This window comes from Corynebacterium jamesii, assembly GCF_046097395.1.
Taxonomy (GTDB): Bacteria; Actinomycetota; Actinomycetes; order Mycobacteriales; family Mycobacteriaceae; genus Corynebacterium.
Map to the genome: position 1 here is coordinate 1,197,423 of NZ_CP175789.1, position 13,584 is coordinate 1,211,006.

At 63.5% G+C, this 13,584-nt stretch carries 13 protein-coding genes; all 13 read right to left on the reverse strand.

The window, feature by feature from the left end:
- Positions 1-49: 49 nt before the first annotated feature.
- Complete coding sequence (gene recO, locus ACKFRT_RS05465) at positions 50-799, reverse strand: DNA repair protein RecO (protein ID WP_408926045.1); 750 nt, start codon at positions 797-799, stop codon at positions 50-52.
- A gap of 33 nt (positions 800-832) precedes the next feature.
- Entirely contained in the window at positions 833-1,219 is a 387-nt protein-coding gene (locus ACKFRT_RS05470) for a DUF4282 domain-containing protein (protein WP_408926046.1), read from the reverse strand.
- Positions 1,220-1,222: 3 nt separating this feature from the next.
- A complete protein-coding gene (locus ACKFRT_RS05475) occupies positions 1,223-1,933 on the reverse strand; it encodes a DUF4282 domain-containing protein (protein ID WP_408926047.1) in 711 nt (236 codons plus the stop codon).
- 188 nt (positions 1,934-2,121) lie between these two features.
- On the reverse strand, positions 2,122-3,078 hold the full coding sequence (gene era, locus ACKFRT_RS05480; RefSeq protein WP_408926067.1) for a GTPase Era: 957 nt from the start codon (positions 3,076-3,078) through the stop codon (positions 2,122-2,124).
- Between the two features lie 64 nt (positions 3,079-3,142).
- On the reverse strand, positions 3,143-4,564 hold the full coding sequence (locus ACKFRT_RS05485) for a hemolysin family protein (RefSeq protein ID WP_296215495.1): 1,422 nt from the start codon (positions 4,562-4,564) through the stop codon (positions 3,143-3,145).
- A 35-nt stretch (positions 4,565-4,599) separates the two neighbouring features.
- Entirely contained in the window at positions 4,600-5,157 is a 558-nt protein-coding gene (gene ybeY, locus ACKFRT_RS05490) for an rRNA maturation RNase YbeY (RefSeq protein WP_296215497.1), read from the reverse strand.
- 77 nt (positions 5,158-5,234) lie between these two features.
- Positions 5,235-6,230: a PhoH family protein gene (locus ACKFRT_RS05495; RefSeq protein WP_296215499.1), complete on the reverse strand. Its 996-nt coding sequence runs from the start codon at positions 6,228-6,230 to the stop codon at positions 5,235-5,237.
- Positions 6,231-6,241: 11 nt separating this feature from the next.
- Entirely contained in the window at positions 6,242-7,045 is an 804-nt protein-coding gene (locus ACKFRT_RS05500) for a 16S rRNA (uracil(1498)-N(3))-methyltransferase (protein ID WP_408926048.1), read from the reverse strand.
- 3 nt (positions 7,046-7,048) lie between these two features.
- Positions 7,049-8,194 (reverse strand): molecular chaperone DnaJ, encoded by a 1,146-nt coding sequence (dnaJ, locus tag ACKFRT_RS05505; protein WP_408926049.1) that lies wholly within the window; start codon positions 8,192-8,194, stop codon positions 7,049-7,051.
- Between the two features lie 76 nt (positions 8,195-8,270).
- Positions 8,271-9,296, reverse strand: coding sequence for a heat-inducible transcriptional repressor HrcA (hrcA, locus tag ACKFRT_RS05510; RefSeq protein ID WP_296215504.1), 1,026 nt, complete (start codon positions 9,294-9,296; stop codon positions 8,271-8,273).
- A 67-nt stretch (positions 9,297-9,363) separates the two neighbouring features.
- A complete protein-coding gene (gene hemW / locus ACKFRT_RS05515; protein ID WP_408926050.1) occupies positions 9,364-10,614 on the reverse strand; it encodes a radical SAM family heme chaperone HemW in 1,251 nt (416 codons plus the stop codon).
- Positions 10,615-10,660: 46 nt separating this feature from the next.
- A complete protein-coding gene (locus ACKFRT_RS05520; protein WP_408926051.1) occupies positions 10,661-11,464 on the reverse strand; it encodes a hypothetical protein in 804 nt (267 codons plus the stop codon).
- 124 nt (positions 11,465-11,588) lie between these two features.
- Positions 11,589-13,427 carry an AMP-dependent synthetase/ligase gene (locus ACKFRT_RS05525; RefSeq protein ID WP_408926052.1) on the reverse strand — a complete coding sequence of 613 codons (1,839 nt, stop codon included), beginning with the start codon at positions 13,425-13,427 and terminating at the stop codon, positions 11,589-11,591.
- Between the last annotated feature and the right edge of the window lie 157 nt (positions 13,428-13,584).

Here is a 13,584-nt window from a genome sequence, read left to right on the forward strand (position 1 = left end):
TGCTGCCTCCCCAGCTCTCGCATACTCCCGTTTACTCCCCCGCCATGCCCTACAGCGCCGCATACGCCGGACATCCGACCTCTAGTTGCTGCCGCACGTGTGCCAGCAGCAGGCGGTGCGCGGTAGCCGCGATGCCTTGCCCCTGCTGGTCGCGGATTTCTTGCGCTGCTTGGGTATGACGCCCCATTTTCAGCAACCACAACACGTGCACCGCCGCCGACGGAGGCGTGAACGCCCCGGGCGGCCTACACGTCACACACACCGCACCCCCGGCCGCCGGATGAAAGGCCCGGTGGGGGCCGCGCTTCCCACACTGCGCACAGTCGACCAGGCTCGGTTGCCAACCGGCAATGTCCAGCCCGTGCAGCACGAACTCGTCCGCCACGCTGACCGGTGGGAGGGCTGAGGTGGTGAGCTGCTGGAGTGCGGCGTCTAAAAGTAAAAAGACCGAATGCGACGACGAAGGCTCGGCGGCGAAGACCTGGGCCATCTCCAGCATCGCCGCGCCCGCGTAGTAGCGATCGACGTCCGCGACGATCGGCGAGGCGTATGTGGCGACAGTGGCGGCATCGGTGACGTTGGCCAGCGAGCGGCCGGGGTAAATCTGCACGTCCACGCGCGAGAAGCGATCCAGGCGGGCGCCGAAGCGGGAACGGGCCTTGCGGATCCCCTTCGCGACAGCGCGGATCAGGCCGTGATCCTTGGTGAGCAGGACGAGGATTAGGTCGGCCTCGCCGAGTTTGTAGGTGCGAAGAACAAAGGCCTCGTCCCGGAAGCTGGGACGAGACCTTCTACTCATAGGCAGCAAGTATAGCGCTAATGCACTAGAGCACTAAAGCTGCATGCCCCGCTGCTTAATGCGACCCCACGCAGCGGCAATAGCCACAAGCGCTTGAAAAATCTCCAAACTAATGCGAATCATCACTAGGTTGACCAGCGCCATGATGATAGCGATCAACGTCTGGACCAAAATCGTTGGAATCAAGTTGATGCTGAAGGTAGCCGACTGCTGCTCTTCTTCGTTCGCGCCGACAGCAGCTTCATTGATCATGGAGACATCGAATACCGTCACCACGCCCCACGTGCTGAGGATCGACAGCACCAGGTTTAGACCGATCACTATGATCGCGATGATGTACAGCACTCGCAGGAAAGGCCGCGAGATGTACTTCTGAAAACTAACGTCGAAAAGCCCGGAAAGAAAAGATTCGTTTCCCATGGCCTAGCTCCCATTGGTGGAGTTACGCGCCTGACGCTCGTCGATGGACTGCACCGACTGGGCAGTGCGGATGACGGAGATAGCAACCTCCAGGCCAACGCGGTAGAAGGCCAGCCATGCGATCCCGCCGAGACCTGCCAGCGGCAGACCGATGAGCAGGACGAGGATCGCGGAACCGTCCTCGGTCAGGGCAGCCAGGCCAGCGATCAGAATCAGCAGCAGGAACAGCACCACGACAATCATCAGCAGTACGTACAGAACCTTCACCACGGATGGGGTGGCGTAGCGGGTGAAGCTGAAGTCGAACAGGGCGGAGAAGAAACCGTCTTTGTCCACACCGGTGGTGTTGGCCATCTGCTGGTTTGGGTAGGCGGCGAAACCAGGGGCGCCCTGCGGCTGAGCGGTCTGGTTGTACTGGTCCGCCTGGCCGAACTGGTCGTACTGGGCGGTCTGGTCCGTCTGGCCGTACGGATCCTGCTGGGAGAACTGGCTGGAGTCGTACTGACCAAAGCCCTGGGAGTAGTCCTGGGTCTGGTCTGGAGTCTGGTTCTGGGCAGTTCCGTAGTCTGCGCCGTAGCCAGCATCGTTGCCAGTGCCGTAATTAGCGCCGTAGTCTGCGCCGTTGTTAGCTACGTTGTCGGCAGCGTTGTCCGCACCGTCTGCTGCGTGTTTGCCGGGTTCTTCGGAACCGTAGGGGTTAGACGGGGTAGTCACGAGTAAGCCCTTTCTGGTGGCGCTGGTAGCGGCGCCGGGTGTGGGGCGCATAATGCGCCATGAAACGTGCGAGTTAATTACATTCGATCGTCAACATAGGCAACTACTTAAGGCCTTTGAAGCGTTCGATAGAACTAATTTATCGCATTTCCCTACTGCGCACCGGCGGAAACACAGCCGGTAATCGGCTAGAACCCCATCCGTCCCAGTTGCTTCGGGTCGGACTGCCAGTTCTTCGCTACCTTGATGTGCACGTCTAGATAGATATTCTGGTCCAGCATCTTGATGATCTCCAACCGCGAGCGGTGCACGATGCGCGACAGGCGCCGCCCATCCTTGCCGCGCAGGATAGCCTTCTGCCCCTCACGTTCCACGTAAATCACGGCATGCACATCCAACACGCCCTCGCGCTGCGGGTTCGGCACGACCTCCTCGATCTGCACGGCCACGGAGTGCGGCAATTCGTCGTGCAGACCATCCAGCGCGGCCTCGCGGATCAGCTCTGCCATGCGGGTATCCCGGTCGTCGTCGGTCACGTGGTCATCCGGGTAGAACTTTGGCCCCTCCGGCAGCTGGTCGCGCAGGACGTTCAGCAGCACGTCCAACTGCACCTGTTTAGTAGAGGAAACCGGCACTACGTCCGCCCCGCCCAACAGCTCGTGCAGCGCCAGTAGCTGCGCGCCGACCTGATCCTTGGAGACCTTATCTAGCTTGGTTACCACACCGATAAGGGGCGTCTTCGGAGCCACGGCACGCACCGCGTCCACAATCCAGCGATCCCCCGGGCCGATCTTCTCGTCCGCCGGGACGCACATCGCAATAACGTCCACGTCCGAATACGTCTCCTTAACCACCTCGTTCAACCGCTCGCCTAGCAGCGTGCGTGGGCGGTGCAGGCCGGGGGTATCCACCACGATGATCTGCGCGTCCTCGCGGTGCACGATGCCCCGGATCGGGTGGCGGGTGGTCTCTGGCTGGTCCGCTGTGATGGCGATCTTCTCCCCCACCAGCGCATTCGTCAGCGTGGACTTGCCGGTGTTCGGGCGGCCAACGAAGCTCACGAAACCGGAGCGGAAGCCCACCGGGGCGCGGTATTCCTCCGGCACCTCCATGTCCTCCGGCGCCACGCCCGCACCGTAGGGCATGCCTGCAGCCGGGTCGAAGGGATCTTCGGGGATGTAAGGATCGTTCATGGTCATCAAGTATCCCCTATCGCTGTTCTTTATCGCTAGCGCTGTTTCTTGTAGACGCCGCCACGGCCTTCCCCTCCGCTGCCTCACCATCGCGACCCGCAATGTCCGTGGCGCTGGCGGAGGCATCCCCAGTCTCACCCGCGCTGTTAGCCCGCTGCTCGCGATTAACCACCGCAGAGCGAATCTTCACGCGCCCGCGACGGTCACGACCACCTTCGTAGCGGAAGTGCAAGCCCGCAGTGGAGATCTCCGTCCCTGGGATCGGCACCCTCCCCAGCTCGAACGCACCCAGGCCGTAGACGGTATCCACTTCCTCATGCTGTTCGTCGCTGAACTCTACGTCCTCGTACAGTTCCTCCAGCTCCTCCAGGGACAGGCGCGCCTGCACCCGGTAGGTGCCGTCCTCCAGCGGCTCAATCGGTGCCTGCTCAGATACGTCGTACTCGTCGGTGATCTCGCCAACAATCTCCTCGAGGATGTCTTCGATGGAGATCAGCCCGGCCACCGCGCCGTACTCGTCGATGAGCATCGCGATGTGCACCTGGTCGCGCTGCATGTCCTCCAGAAGGTCGTCCAGCTTCTTCGAGTCCGGCACGAATACCGCAGGGCGCATGCAGTCCCGCACCAGGGTGGAGCTGCCGCCGTCAGTCAGGTGATAGGTCTCTGCGATTAGGTCTTTGAGGTAGATAACGCCCACAATGTCGTCCACGTCCTCGCCCACCACGGGCAGGCGGGAAAGACCGGTGCGCACGCACAGGCTGGTGGCTTGGCCTGCGGTCTTGTCCGCCTCGATCCACACCATCTCCGGGCGCGGCACCATCACAGAGCGAGCTGAGGTGTCGGCCAGGTCGAACACGGACTGGATCATCTTCCGCTCGTCGTTTTGCACCACGCCACGCTCGGAGGCGATGTCCACCATCTCGCGCAGCTCGATTTCAGAGGCGAAGGGACCGTTGCGGAAGCCACGGCCGGGGGTCAGCACGTTACCCGCGCCCACCAGCAGCCTGGCGATGGGTCCCAGCAGCTTGGACAGCCCCAGCAGGATCGGGGCGGTGGCCAGGCTGATTGTGTACGGGTTTTGACGGCCGAGCGTGCGCGAGAGCACACCGATCAAGATGAATGTCAGCAAGGTGACGATCAGAATGGCCGTGGCGAAGGCCCAGCCGCGCGAGCCCATCAGCTCCACGCAGGCGGAAGCTGCCAGCACCGCTCCGGAGACCTCGCAGATGGTACGCAGCAGCACCAGAAGGTTGATGTGTCCGGCACGCCCCTCGAGCACACGCACTAGCCGGGGCGCGCCCGCGCGATCCTCCTTCACCAAGTTTTCTACTCGGGCGGCGGATAGTGAGGATACGGCTGTCTCTACCAGCGAAAGCACGCCGCCGAGGAAGAGCGCCAGGATTGCGAAGGGGATGGATAAGGGGATGTCGATTGTCATCGTGTGGGGTTTCTAGATCTTCCTAGGTGCTATTTCTAGTTATCGTCATTCTGAGTATCGTCGCGGTCTGCGGCGCTGGGGAATGCACCCGCACCCGACGGCTTCGGCGCGAAGCTCACGCCGCGTTCCTCCTGGGAGTCGTACCAGTTCGCCAGAATCTCGTTCTGCAGGGCGAACATCTTCTGCTCTTCGTCCGGGGTGACATGATCGAAGCCCAGCAGGTGCAGCACGCCGTGGACGGTCAGCAGGTCCAGCTCGTGAGCCAGGGAGTGGCCCGCGCGCGTGGCCTGCCCCTCCGCGAAGTCGGGGCACAGCATGATGTCGCCCAGCATCGCCGGGGATGGTTCCGCTGCATCCTTGCGACCCCAACCGGGAGTCAATTCGTCCATGGGAAAGCTCATCACATCGGTCGGGCCGGGCAGATCCATCCAACGAACGTGCAGGTCCTCGATGGTTTCCAGGTCGACAATGTGGATGGATAGCTCGGCGGCCGGGTGAACGTCTAGGGTCCACAGGGCATAGCGGGCAACGTCGATCAACTCTTCCTCGTTGACCTCGCCGCGGCCGGATTCGTTAAAAACTTCGATGCTCATGGGGGTGCTTGCCTCTTTTACTTGTGCTTGCCTGTGCTTTGCAGTTGCATGCCGGTGCGGGCCGGTAATTGTCGGCGCTAGATTTCGTTCTCCATCTCATAGGTTCCGTAGGCCTCCACGATCTTAGAGACCAAGCGGTGGCGTACCACGTCGTCGGAATCCAGGTTGATGATCGACACTCCATCCACCCCCTGCAGCACTCGGTGCGCAACTTTCAGACCGGATTCCTGCCGGTTCGGTAGATCCACCTGGCTTAAGTCCCCGGTGACCACCATCTTGGAGCCGAAGCCCAGGCGGGTAAGGAACATCTTCATCTGCGCCGGAGTGGTGTTCTGTGCCTCGTCCAGCACCACAAAAGAATCGTTGAGAGTGCGGCCGCGCATATAAGCCAGGGGCGCAACCTCGATCACACCGGTATCCATCAGCCGCGGGATCGTCTCTGGATCCACCATCTCCCGCAGCGCATCGTGCAGCGGGCGCAAGTAAGGGTCGATCTTGTCGCTCAGCGTGCCGGGCAGAAAACCCAGCTTCTCTCCCGCTTCCACGGCCGGGCGGGTGAGGATGATGCGGTTTACTTCCTTGGACTGCAAGGCCTGCACCGCCTTAGCCATCGCCAGGTACGTCTTACCGGTACCGGCCGGGCCGATGCCGAACACGATGGCATCGTCGTCGATGGCCTCTACGTAGTCCCGCTGGCCGGGGGTCTTCGGGCGCACGGTCTTGCCGCGATAAGAGACGATCGGCGCCACGTCGCTGCTGGAAACCAGTGCCGGAGCCTGCTTTTCCACCAACGTGATCGCCCGCTTCGTGGCGGCTGCGTCCACAACATGGCCACGATCGACCAGGTTGATCATCTCCTGCAACACCCGGCGCGCCTGGGAGACCTCGGAGGCCTCGCCGCGGATCGTCACGCGGTTACCGCGGGTCAGGATGTCCGCGTCGAAGGCATGCTCCAGCACCCGCAGGTTCTCATCTGCCGGTCCGGCGACGGCCACGATCGAATCCGGGTCTAGCTCCACGGTAGAACTGGCGACGCGGGGGCGTGGCGACCGGGCGGAATTGGTAGACGTCATGTGTATAGATCCTACCGCCAACGCTCGGTAACAGCGCCGATGGCGCCCAGCGCCACCGCCGCAGCAGTTGCGGTGCGCAGAACCTCCGGACCCAGGCGGACTGGGGTGGCCCCCAACTGCTCAAACTCGGCCAGTTCCTCGGGGCCAATGCCGCCCTCGGGGCCAACGACGAGAACCAACTCGGTGGCGCCTGCTCCGCTGGCGCTGCTAGCGCCGCCGTTTACTGCAGCGGTCACTACTGCAGGCAGGGGCTCTGTCGCCTCCTCGTGGAGCACCAGGACGCGGATGGAGCCAGCGCTAGTCTCGCTGGCACCGGCCTTATCAGCAGAGCGCAACCCCAGCACCCGTGCCAGTTCCTGCGGACTGCGCACCAGCTGGGTGACCTCCGGGATCTGCAGGCGGCGGGACTGCTTAGCTGCCGCACGGGCGGCGTTCTCCCACTTCGCGTGAGCCTTAACCTCCTTGCCATCCCACTTGGCAATCGCCCTGCGAGCCGCCCAGGGCACAATCCGATCCGCGCCCGCCTGCACCATCAAATCCACGGCCAGCTCCGCCCGATCAGATTTGGGAATCGCCTGCACTACCGTTACCCGCGGGTTCGGCACGGGAAGGTCGAGGATGTCAGCGACCTCCACGGTGGCGTCCCCAAGAAAAGAACCTTGCACCGCGCGCGTGGTGCCGTCGGTGACGACCACCCCCTCGCCTACCTCGAGGCGCTTAACGGAGGCGTGCTTGGCCTCCGTGCCAGTCAGGCGGAAGCGATCCCCGACGGCGACCGGCTCGGGAATGGGGTGGATGAACACCGGATCCGTCATGGGCTAACGGCCAAACTTGGAACGCAGGCGGGAGAAGAAGCCGCTGTGGGACTCGTCCTTGGTGGCCACGCCCGCGTTCTGGGAGCTGGCCTCGCGCAGCTTCTCCAGCAGATCGCGCTGCTTGTGGCTCAGGTCGGTGGGGATCATGACCTCCACGTGGGCGATCAGCGAACCGTGGCCCTCGCGGCGCAGGTGCGGCATGCCCTTGTCCGACAGGCGGATGGTGGCATCCGGCTGAGTGCCGGGGGCGATATCGACGGTAGCGATGGAATCGTCCAACAGCTTGACTTCCACGGAGGTGCCCAGGGCTGCCTCTACTGCCGGAACCTGCAGGTTCACGTGCAGGTCGTCAGACTCGCGGATGAAGTATGGGTGGTCGGTGGTGTGTACCTCCACGTACAGGTCACCGGCCGGGCCGCCGCCGGGACCAACCTCGCCCTTGCCGCTCATGCGTAGGCGCATGCCGTCAGAGATACCCGCGGGGATAGAGACCTTGAGGGTCTGGCGGTCGCGTACGCGCCCGTCGCCCGCGCAGTTCTCGCAAGGATCCTGGATAACCTCGCCGGTGCCCGCGCAGCGGTGGCAGGCGCGGCGCACCTGCACGCGCCCCAGCATGGAGTTCTGCAGCTCCATAACCTCACCCGCACCCTGGCACGTCGGGCACGTCACCGGCTGGGCCTTAGAAGCCGAACCCGAGCCGTCGCACACGTCGCACAGCACGGCAGTTTCTACGGTGATCTCGCGGTCGATGCCCGCGTAGACCTCCTCCAAAGTGGCCTCCATGCGCACTAGCGCATCGTTGCCGCGGCGCACACGGGACTCGCGCGGGCCGCGTGCGCCGCCCCCGCCGCCGAAGAATGCGTCGAAGATGTCGCCCAGGCCGCCTCCGCCGAAGCCACCGAAGCCACCCGCGCCCGGCTGGCCGAAGCCCTGCTCTTCCGGGTCGCCACCAGCATCCACGATCTGGCGCTTCTGCGGGTCCGTCAGCACTTCTTGAGCCAGGGAGGCCTCGCGGAACTTCTCCGCAGCCTCCTCGGACGGGTTGACGTCGGGGTGGTACTTGCGCGCCAGTCGGCGGTACGCCTTTTTAATTTCGGCATCCGTAGCGTCGCGATCCACGCCGAGGATTCCGTAATAGTCTCGAGCCACGTTCAGCGGGTCCTTTTCACGTCTGCTTTACTCTGGGCTTCACAGCCCCTAAACCAACTGCACCAGTCTACTATTCCTACTCTTCGCTCAAAATCCGCGAGACGTAGTGCGCCACGGCCATCACCGAGGAAATCGTGCCCGGGTAGTCCAGGTGCGTCGGCCCGACCACGCCCATTCCGCCCAGCACCGCATTCGCGTTGCCGTAGCCGGTGGATACAACGGAGGCGCCGCGCAGCTCCTCGTCCTCGTTTTCCTCGCCGATACTCACCTGCACCTGCAAGTCGCGCACGCTGTTCAGTAGCTTTAGCACCACCACTTGCTCTTCCAGTGCCTCCACCACGGGGCTCAGCTCGTTGGTACGCATCAAGTTGGGTGTGCCCGCCAAGATCAGCCGGTCGTTAGGTCGCTCTAACAGCGTTTCCACTAGCACGGTTGCCACCACCAGAGCCACATCGCGCAACTCCTCGGGCATGCTGCTGCCCTTGGCCTCGCGAGCCAGAGCGGCGATGTTCGTACATGCGTCGTCCAAGGTGCGCCCCACCATCGCGGAGTTCACCAGGTCGCGCAGCCGCGGCAGATCGTCGTCGCTGATCGGCTGGCCTAGATCCACGTTGCGCTGGTCTACGCGGCCGGTGTCCGTAATCAGCACCAAGAGGATGCGGTGGCTGCCCAGCTTCACCAGCTCGCAGTGCTTCACCCGTCCGCGCCGCAGGTCCGGCATCTGCACGACCGCCACCTGCCGGGTGAGCTGTGATAGTAGCTGCACGCTTCGGCGCAGCACGTCTTCCAGGTCCACGCCGTTTTCCAAAAAGTCCAGGATCGCGCGCCGCTCGGGCGTGCTGAGCGGCTTGACCTCGTGGATGCCGTCGACGAAGCGGCGGTAGCCCTTCACCGTGGGGATGCGCCCGGAGGAGGCGTGCTGCTGTGTGATGTACCCCTCGGCCTCCAACACCGCCATGTCATTGCGGATCGTCGCCGAGGAAACACCTAGCTGGTGCCTATCTACCAGCATCTTCGAACCCACCGGTTCGTGCGAGGCGATGAAGTCGCTGACAATCGCCCGCAGCACCTGGTTCCTTCTCTTTTCCGTTCCGCTCGACAAATCCTTCACTCCTAGTGCGAGTTCGATTAGCCCTGACAGCCCCGGGGGCGCCAGCTCTTGTAGCCTCTTATAGTCCCAACGCCAACACGATGTCCGTGACGATCCCGTCGGCCAGGTAGCGCCCTTTGTCCGTTAATCTTAGGCGCTCGCCGCGTGCATCCAGCAGCCCCAGGCCCGTGTAGCGCTCGATCACTTGCGCCAGCTCGGTATTTTCCTTGCTTCCGGCGCTTCCGGCGCTTCCGGTGCTTCCCGCCAGCTCGGTCAGCTCCAGCCCTGCGGCCAGGCGCAGTCGCAGCATCACCTGCTCTGTGCGCAGGTCGTCGTTGCTGAGGCGCTCGGTCGTCACCACCGACCCTGGCAGGGGAAGGCCGTCTTTTCTTATGGACGCCCCCTCGCCTCCGCCCGCCAGCCCATCCCAATAGGTCGCCGGACGCTTCGCATTTACCAGCCTCACCAGACCAGACTCGCTGTGGCCTGCACCGCGCAGTCGCACGCATCCGTGGGCGCCAGGGCCTGCTCCCCACCACTGTCCGGAGCGCCAGTAGATCAGATTGTGCTGGCATTCCCCGCCGGGCTTGGCCCAGTTAGAGACCTCGTACCAGCTAAATCCGGCCTGGCGCAGGCGGGCATCGATGGCGTCATAACGATCCGCGAGGGTGTCCTCGTCCGGGGCAGGGAGCTCGCCACGCCGCACCTTGCGGGCCATGGCCGTGCCGTCCTCGACGATCAAAGAGTAGGCAGAAACGTGGTCTACATCAGCCTCCAGTACCGCGTCGAGGGTGCGCCGCAGATCGTCGTCAGTCTCGGTGGGGGTGCCATAAATGACGTCCAGGTTGATGTGCTCGAAGCCCGCCTGCTTGGCCTCGCGGGTAGCTTCGATGGGCCGGCCCGGGGTGTGCTGGCGCTCCAACACCTTCAGAACGTGCCCCACCGCGGACTGCATGCCCAGGGAGACGCGGTTAAAGCCGGCCTCGCGCAGGTGGGTAAAGAACTCCGGGCTGGTGGATTCCGGGTTCGCCTCGGTGGTGACTTCCGCGTCCGGAGCGATCCCCACCGTGCGGCGGGCGGCGTTCAGTGCGCGGGTCAGGCCTTCGTGCCCCAGCATGGAGGGCGTGCCGCCACCGAAGAAGACGGTCTGCACCTCGCCGGGGTAATCCCAGACCTCGGCGGCGACTTCCAGCTCGCGTTCCAAGGCATCCAGGTAGCCGGGGATGGTGTTGCCATCCGCCGTGCCGAGCTCCTGCGGGGTGTAGGTGTTGAAGTCGCAGTAACCGCAGCGGGTAGAGCAAAAGGGAACGTGAATATAAAGGCCGTGCATGTTCTGCGAGTCTACTTGGCTCCCCCACCGCCGTTGGCTACGGCCGTTAGACAGCGGTGCCGCGCTTACGGCGCTGCAAGCGACCGACGATCTCGTCCACCCGGGCGCGTTCCACGAGGAACTCCGGCGGTGCTTCTCCGCGCATCCCCGCGGCCAGCTCCGGCTGACGGGCGATAACCTCGGACCACTGCCCCACCAGTTCGATCGTGCGCTGTTCCGCCTTGACGTACACCTGCGGTAGCAGCACCGACTGGGATTCCAAGGCACACTGGGTCTGGTTGATCACCCAGTCCTCCACCTCGCGCAGGTTCGCGCGGATGTGCTCGGCCTGCTCGCGCAACCACATGCGCCACGAGGCGGTGGAGGCCATCGTCGCCGGGGCGTGGCCTGCGGAGGCCTCGGACAAGTCCTGCCCACGGGAGTGGCGCGCGTGGCTGGGGTCGGTGGTGGTGGACGAGGGGGCGCCTCCACGAGAACGACCAGCAGGCGCACCGGACTTTTTGTGCATGAAGCTCAAGGTGCGACCGGGGTGCGGGTATTCGCCGCCGCGAGAAACGGTGCCACCGAGAGCCCGCGGAGTGCGCGACGGGGTTACGCCCGACATGCTGCCCGCGCGGACACCAGAGACGAAAGCCTGACGCAGACCGTTGAGCTCGGATAGGCCGGGGCGCACCTCGGCGCGACCTTCTGCGATGATCTCCCCTAACTCAAGCAGGCAGTCTTCCACCAGATCGGCATCCCAGTCGGCGATGGCCTGGGAGACGTGATCGATGCAGTCGGCGATCTCGTCGCCGATGTCGTATATGTTCTGGGTGAGCTCGCGAACGCGCAGGGCAGCATCGTAGTGCACGCGTTCTCCTCTCCCCAGGCCCCGTCACAAGCCCATGTATCGGTTGATATCGGAGACAACTTTAAAACACGAACACCGGCCACACGCGGAGGCGTGGCCGGTGTCGTCGGGCGGATTTCTTAAGTTATTTTGAGTTGTAGATCCAGGCGATGTCGTCGGCGAAGTTCTTCGACACGACGAAGCGCTTCAGCTTCAGCGACGGGGTGACCTCGTCGTTCTCCTCGGTGAAGTCGCGGTGGACAATGCGGAACTTTTTGATGCCCTCGGCGTGGGAGACGGTGGCGTTGGCCTCGTTGATCGCATCCTGGATCTCGGAGCGCAGAACCGGGTTCTTCGCCAGCTCGCGGATGGAGACGTTCTCGGCGATGCCGTTGTTTTCCTTCCACTTCTTCACGGCCTCTTCATCCAGGGAGATCAGAGCGCCGACGAACTTCTGATCGTCGCCAACGACCATGGCCTGGGAGATCAGCGGGGCGGAACGCAGGATGTCCTCCATCGGGCCGGGCGAGACGTTCTTGCCGCCGGCAGTGACGATGATTTCCTTCTTGCGGCCGGTGATCTTCAGGTGGCCGGTGGGTAGCAGCTTGCCCAGGTCGCCGGTGCGATAGAAGCCGTCCTCGTTGAAGGCCTCGGCGGTGGCCTCTTCGTTCTCCCAGTAGCCGGCGAAAACCATGTCGCCCTTCAGCAGGATCTCGCCGTCGTCGTCAATCTTGACGGTGATACCGCCCAACGGGCGGCCGACGGTGCCGATGATGTTGTCCGGAGCGAAGTTGGTGCAGGCCGCAGCGGTGCACTCGGTCAGGCCGTAGCCCTCGTACAGCGTGACACCCACGCCGCGGAAGAAGTGCATGAGCTCCGGGTTCAGTGCGGAGCCACCGGAGATGGCGTAGTCCAGCTCTCCGCCCATGGCCTCGCGGACCTTGGAGTAGACCAGCTTGTCGCCGATTGCGCGGTTGATTTTCTGCTTCAGCGTCGGCCCCTCGTCGGTATCGAGCGCGTGGGAGTAGTCGACTGCGGCGCGCTCAGCGAAGGTGAAGATCTTGGCCTTAACGCCACCACCTTCAGTGGCCTTGGACTTCACACCCGCGTGCACCTTTTCGAAGATGCGGGGCACAGAGCAGATCAGGTTCGGCTTGGTGCGCTGGAACTCGGCAACGAGGGTGCTCATGTCGCTCCAGTGCGTCTGGGTTGCCCCACCGACGGTGGCAGCGTGTGCCATCGCGCGAGAGAACACGTGAGCCAGCGGCAGGAAGGTCAGCTTGCGGTAGCCGAACGCGGCGGCGCGGCCGACCGGGTGGGTCAGGATGGCGCGGGCCTCTGCCAGCCAGTTGTGGTGTGTCAGCTTGCAGCCCTTCGGGCGACCGGTGGTGCCGGAAGTGTAGACGATGGAGGCGACGTCGGAATCGCGGGTGTTAGCGATGCGCTCCTCCAGGACCTCCTGCTGGATGTCGGCTTCCTTGCCGTCGTTAACCAGGATGTCGATGGCGCCGCTGTTGATCTCCAGCACGCGGTTGAGGTGTGCGGACGTGTCGCCCTCCGGGCGGTCGCCTTCCTTGACGAAGCTGGACAGTCGGGTGGTGTGGCCGGACTTCTCGGCGATAGCGAGCTTCGCGCCCGAGTTGCCCACGATCCACTCGCACTGGGAGGTAGAAGAGGACGGGTAGATCGGCACGGTGATCGCACCGGCAGCCCAGATGCCGTAGTCCAGGACGGTCCATTCGTAGCGGGTGTCGGACATGATGACCACGCGGTCGCCCGGCTCGATACCGTTGGCAACCAGGCCCTTGCCTACCGCGTACACGTCCTCCAGGAATTCAGCGACGGTGACGTCCACCCAGTCAAAGTTCTTCGGGCGCTTGAACAGCACCCCATCCGGGGACGTGGCGGCAAGGTCGCGAACTGCCGAAAGGCAGGTCTCGTGCTCGTCGATCGTGTATAGGGCTTCAGAGGTGTACTCCGTCATGCTGCTCCCTTTGCTCATATCCTGACAGTTGCCTGAACTGGGTTTTTACGAAAGTAACGAGCGCATCTTCGGTCGGAGCGCCCGCGACCTCACCGTGATTAATACTTCTACAACCATATATGAGTGGTGTGAATCACGTCTAACGTTCGAGAAATTG

Excerpts from the sequence above, each read along its gene's own strand:
- ACKFRT_RS05525 (WP_408926052.1), bottom strand. The coding sequence starts at position 13,427 with ATGACGGAGTACACCTCTGAAGCCCTATACACGATCGACGAGCACGAG.
- hemW (WP_408926050.1), bottom strand. The coding sequence starts at position 10,614 with ATGCACGGCCTTTATATTCACGTTCCCTTTTGCTCTACCCGCTGCGGT.
- recO (WP_408926045.1), bottom strand. The coding sequence starts at position 799 with ATGAGTAGAAGGTCTCGTCCCAGCTTCCGGGACGAGGCCTTTGTTCTT.
- ACKFRT_RS05500 (WP_408926048.1), bottom strand. The coding sequence starts at position 7,045 with ATGACGGATCCGGTGTTCATCCACCCCATTCCCGAGCCGGTCGCCGTC.
- ACKFRT_RS05485 (WP_296215495.1), bottom strand. The coding sequence starts at position 4,564 with ATGACAATCGACATCCCCTTATCCATCCCCTTCGCAATCCTGGCGCTC.
- ACKFRT_RS05470 (WP_408926046.1), bottom strand. The coding sequence starts at position 1,219 with ATGGGAAACGAATCTTTTCTTTCCGGGCTTTTCGACGTTAGTTTTCAG.
- ybeY (WP_296215497.1), bottom strand. The coding sequence starts at position 5,157 with ATGAGCATCGAAGTTTTTAACGAATCCGGCCGCGGCGAGGTCAACGAG.
- ACKFRT_RS05495 (WP_296215499.1), bottom strand. The coding sequence starts at position 6,230 with ATGACGTCTACCAATTCCGCCCGGTCGCCACGCCCCCGCGTCGCCAGT.
- era (WP_408926067.1), bottom strand. The coding sequence starts at position 3,078 with ATGCCCTACGGTGCGGGCGTGGCGCCGGAGGACATGGAGGTGCCGGAG.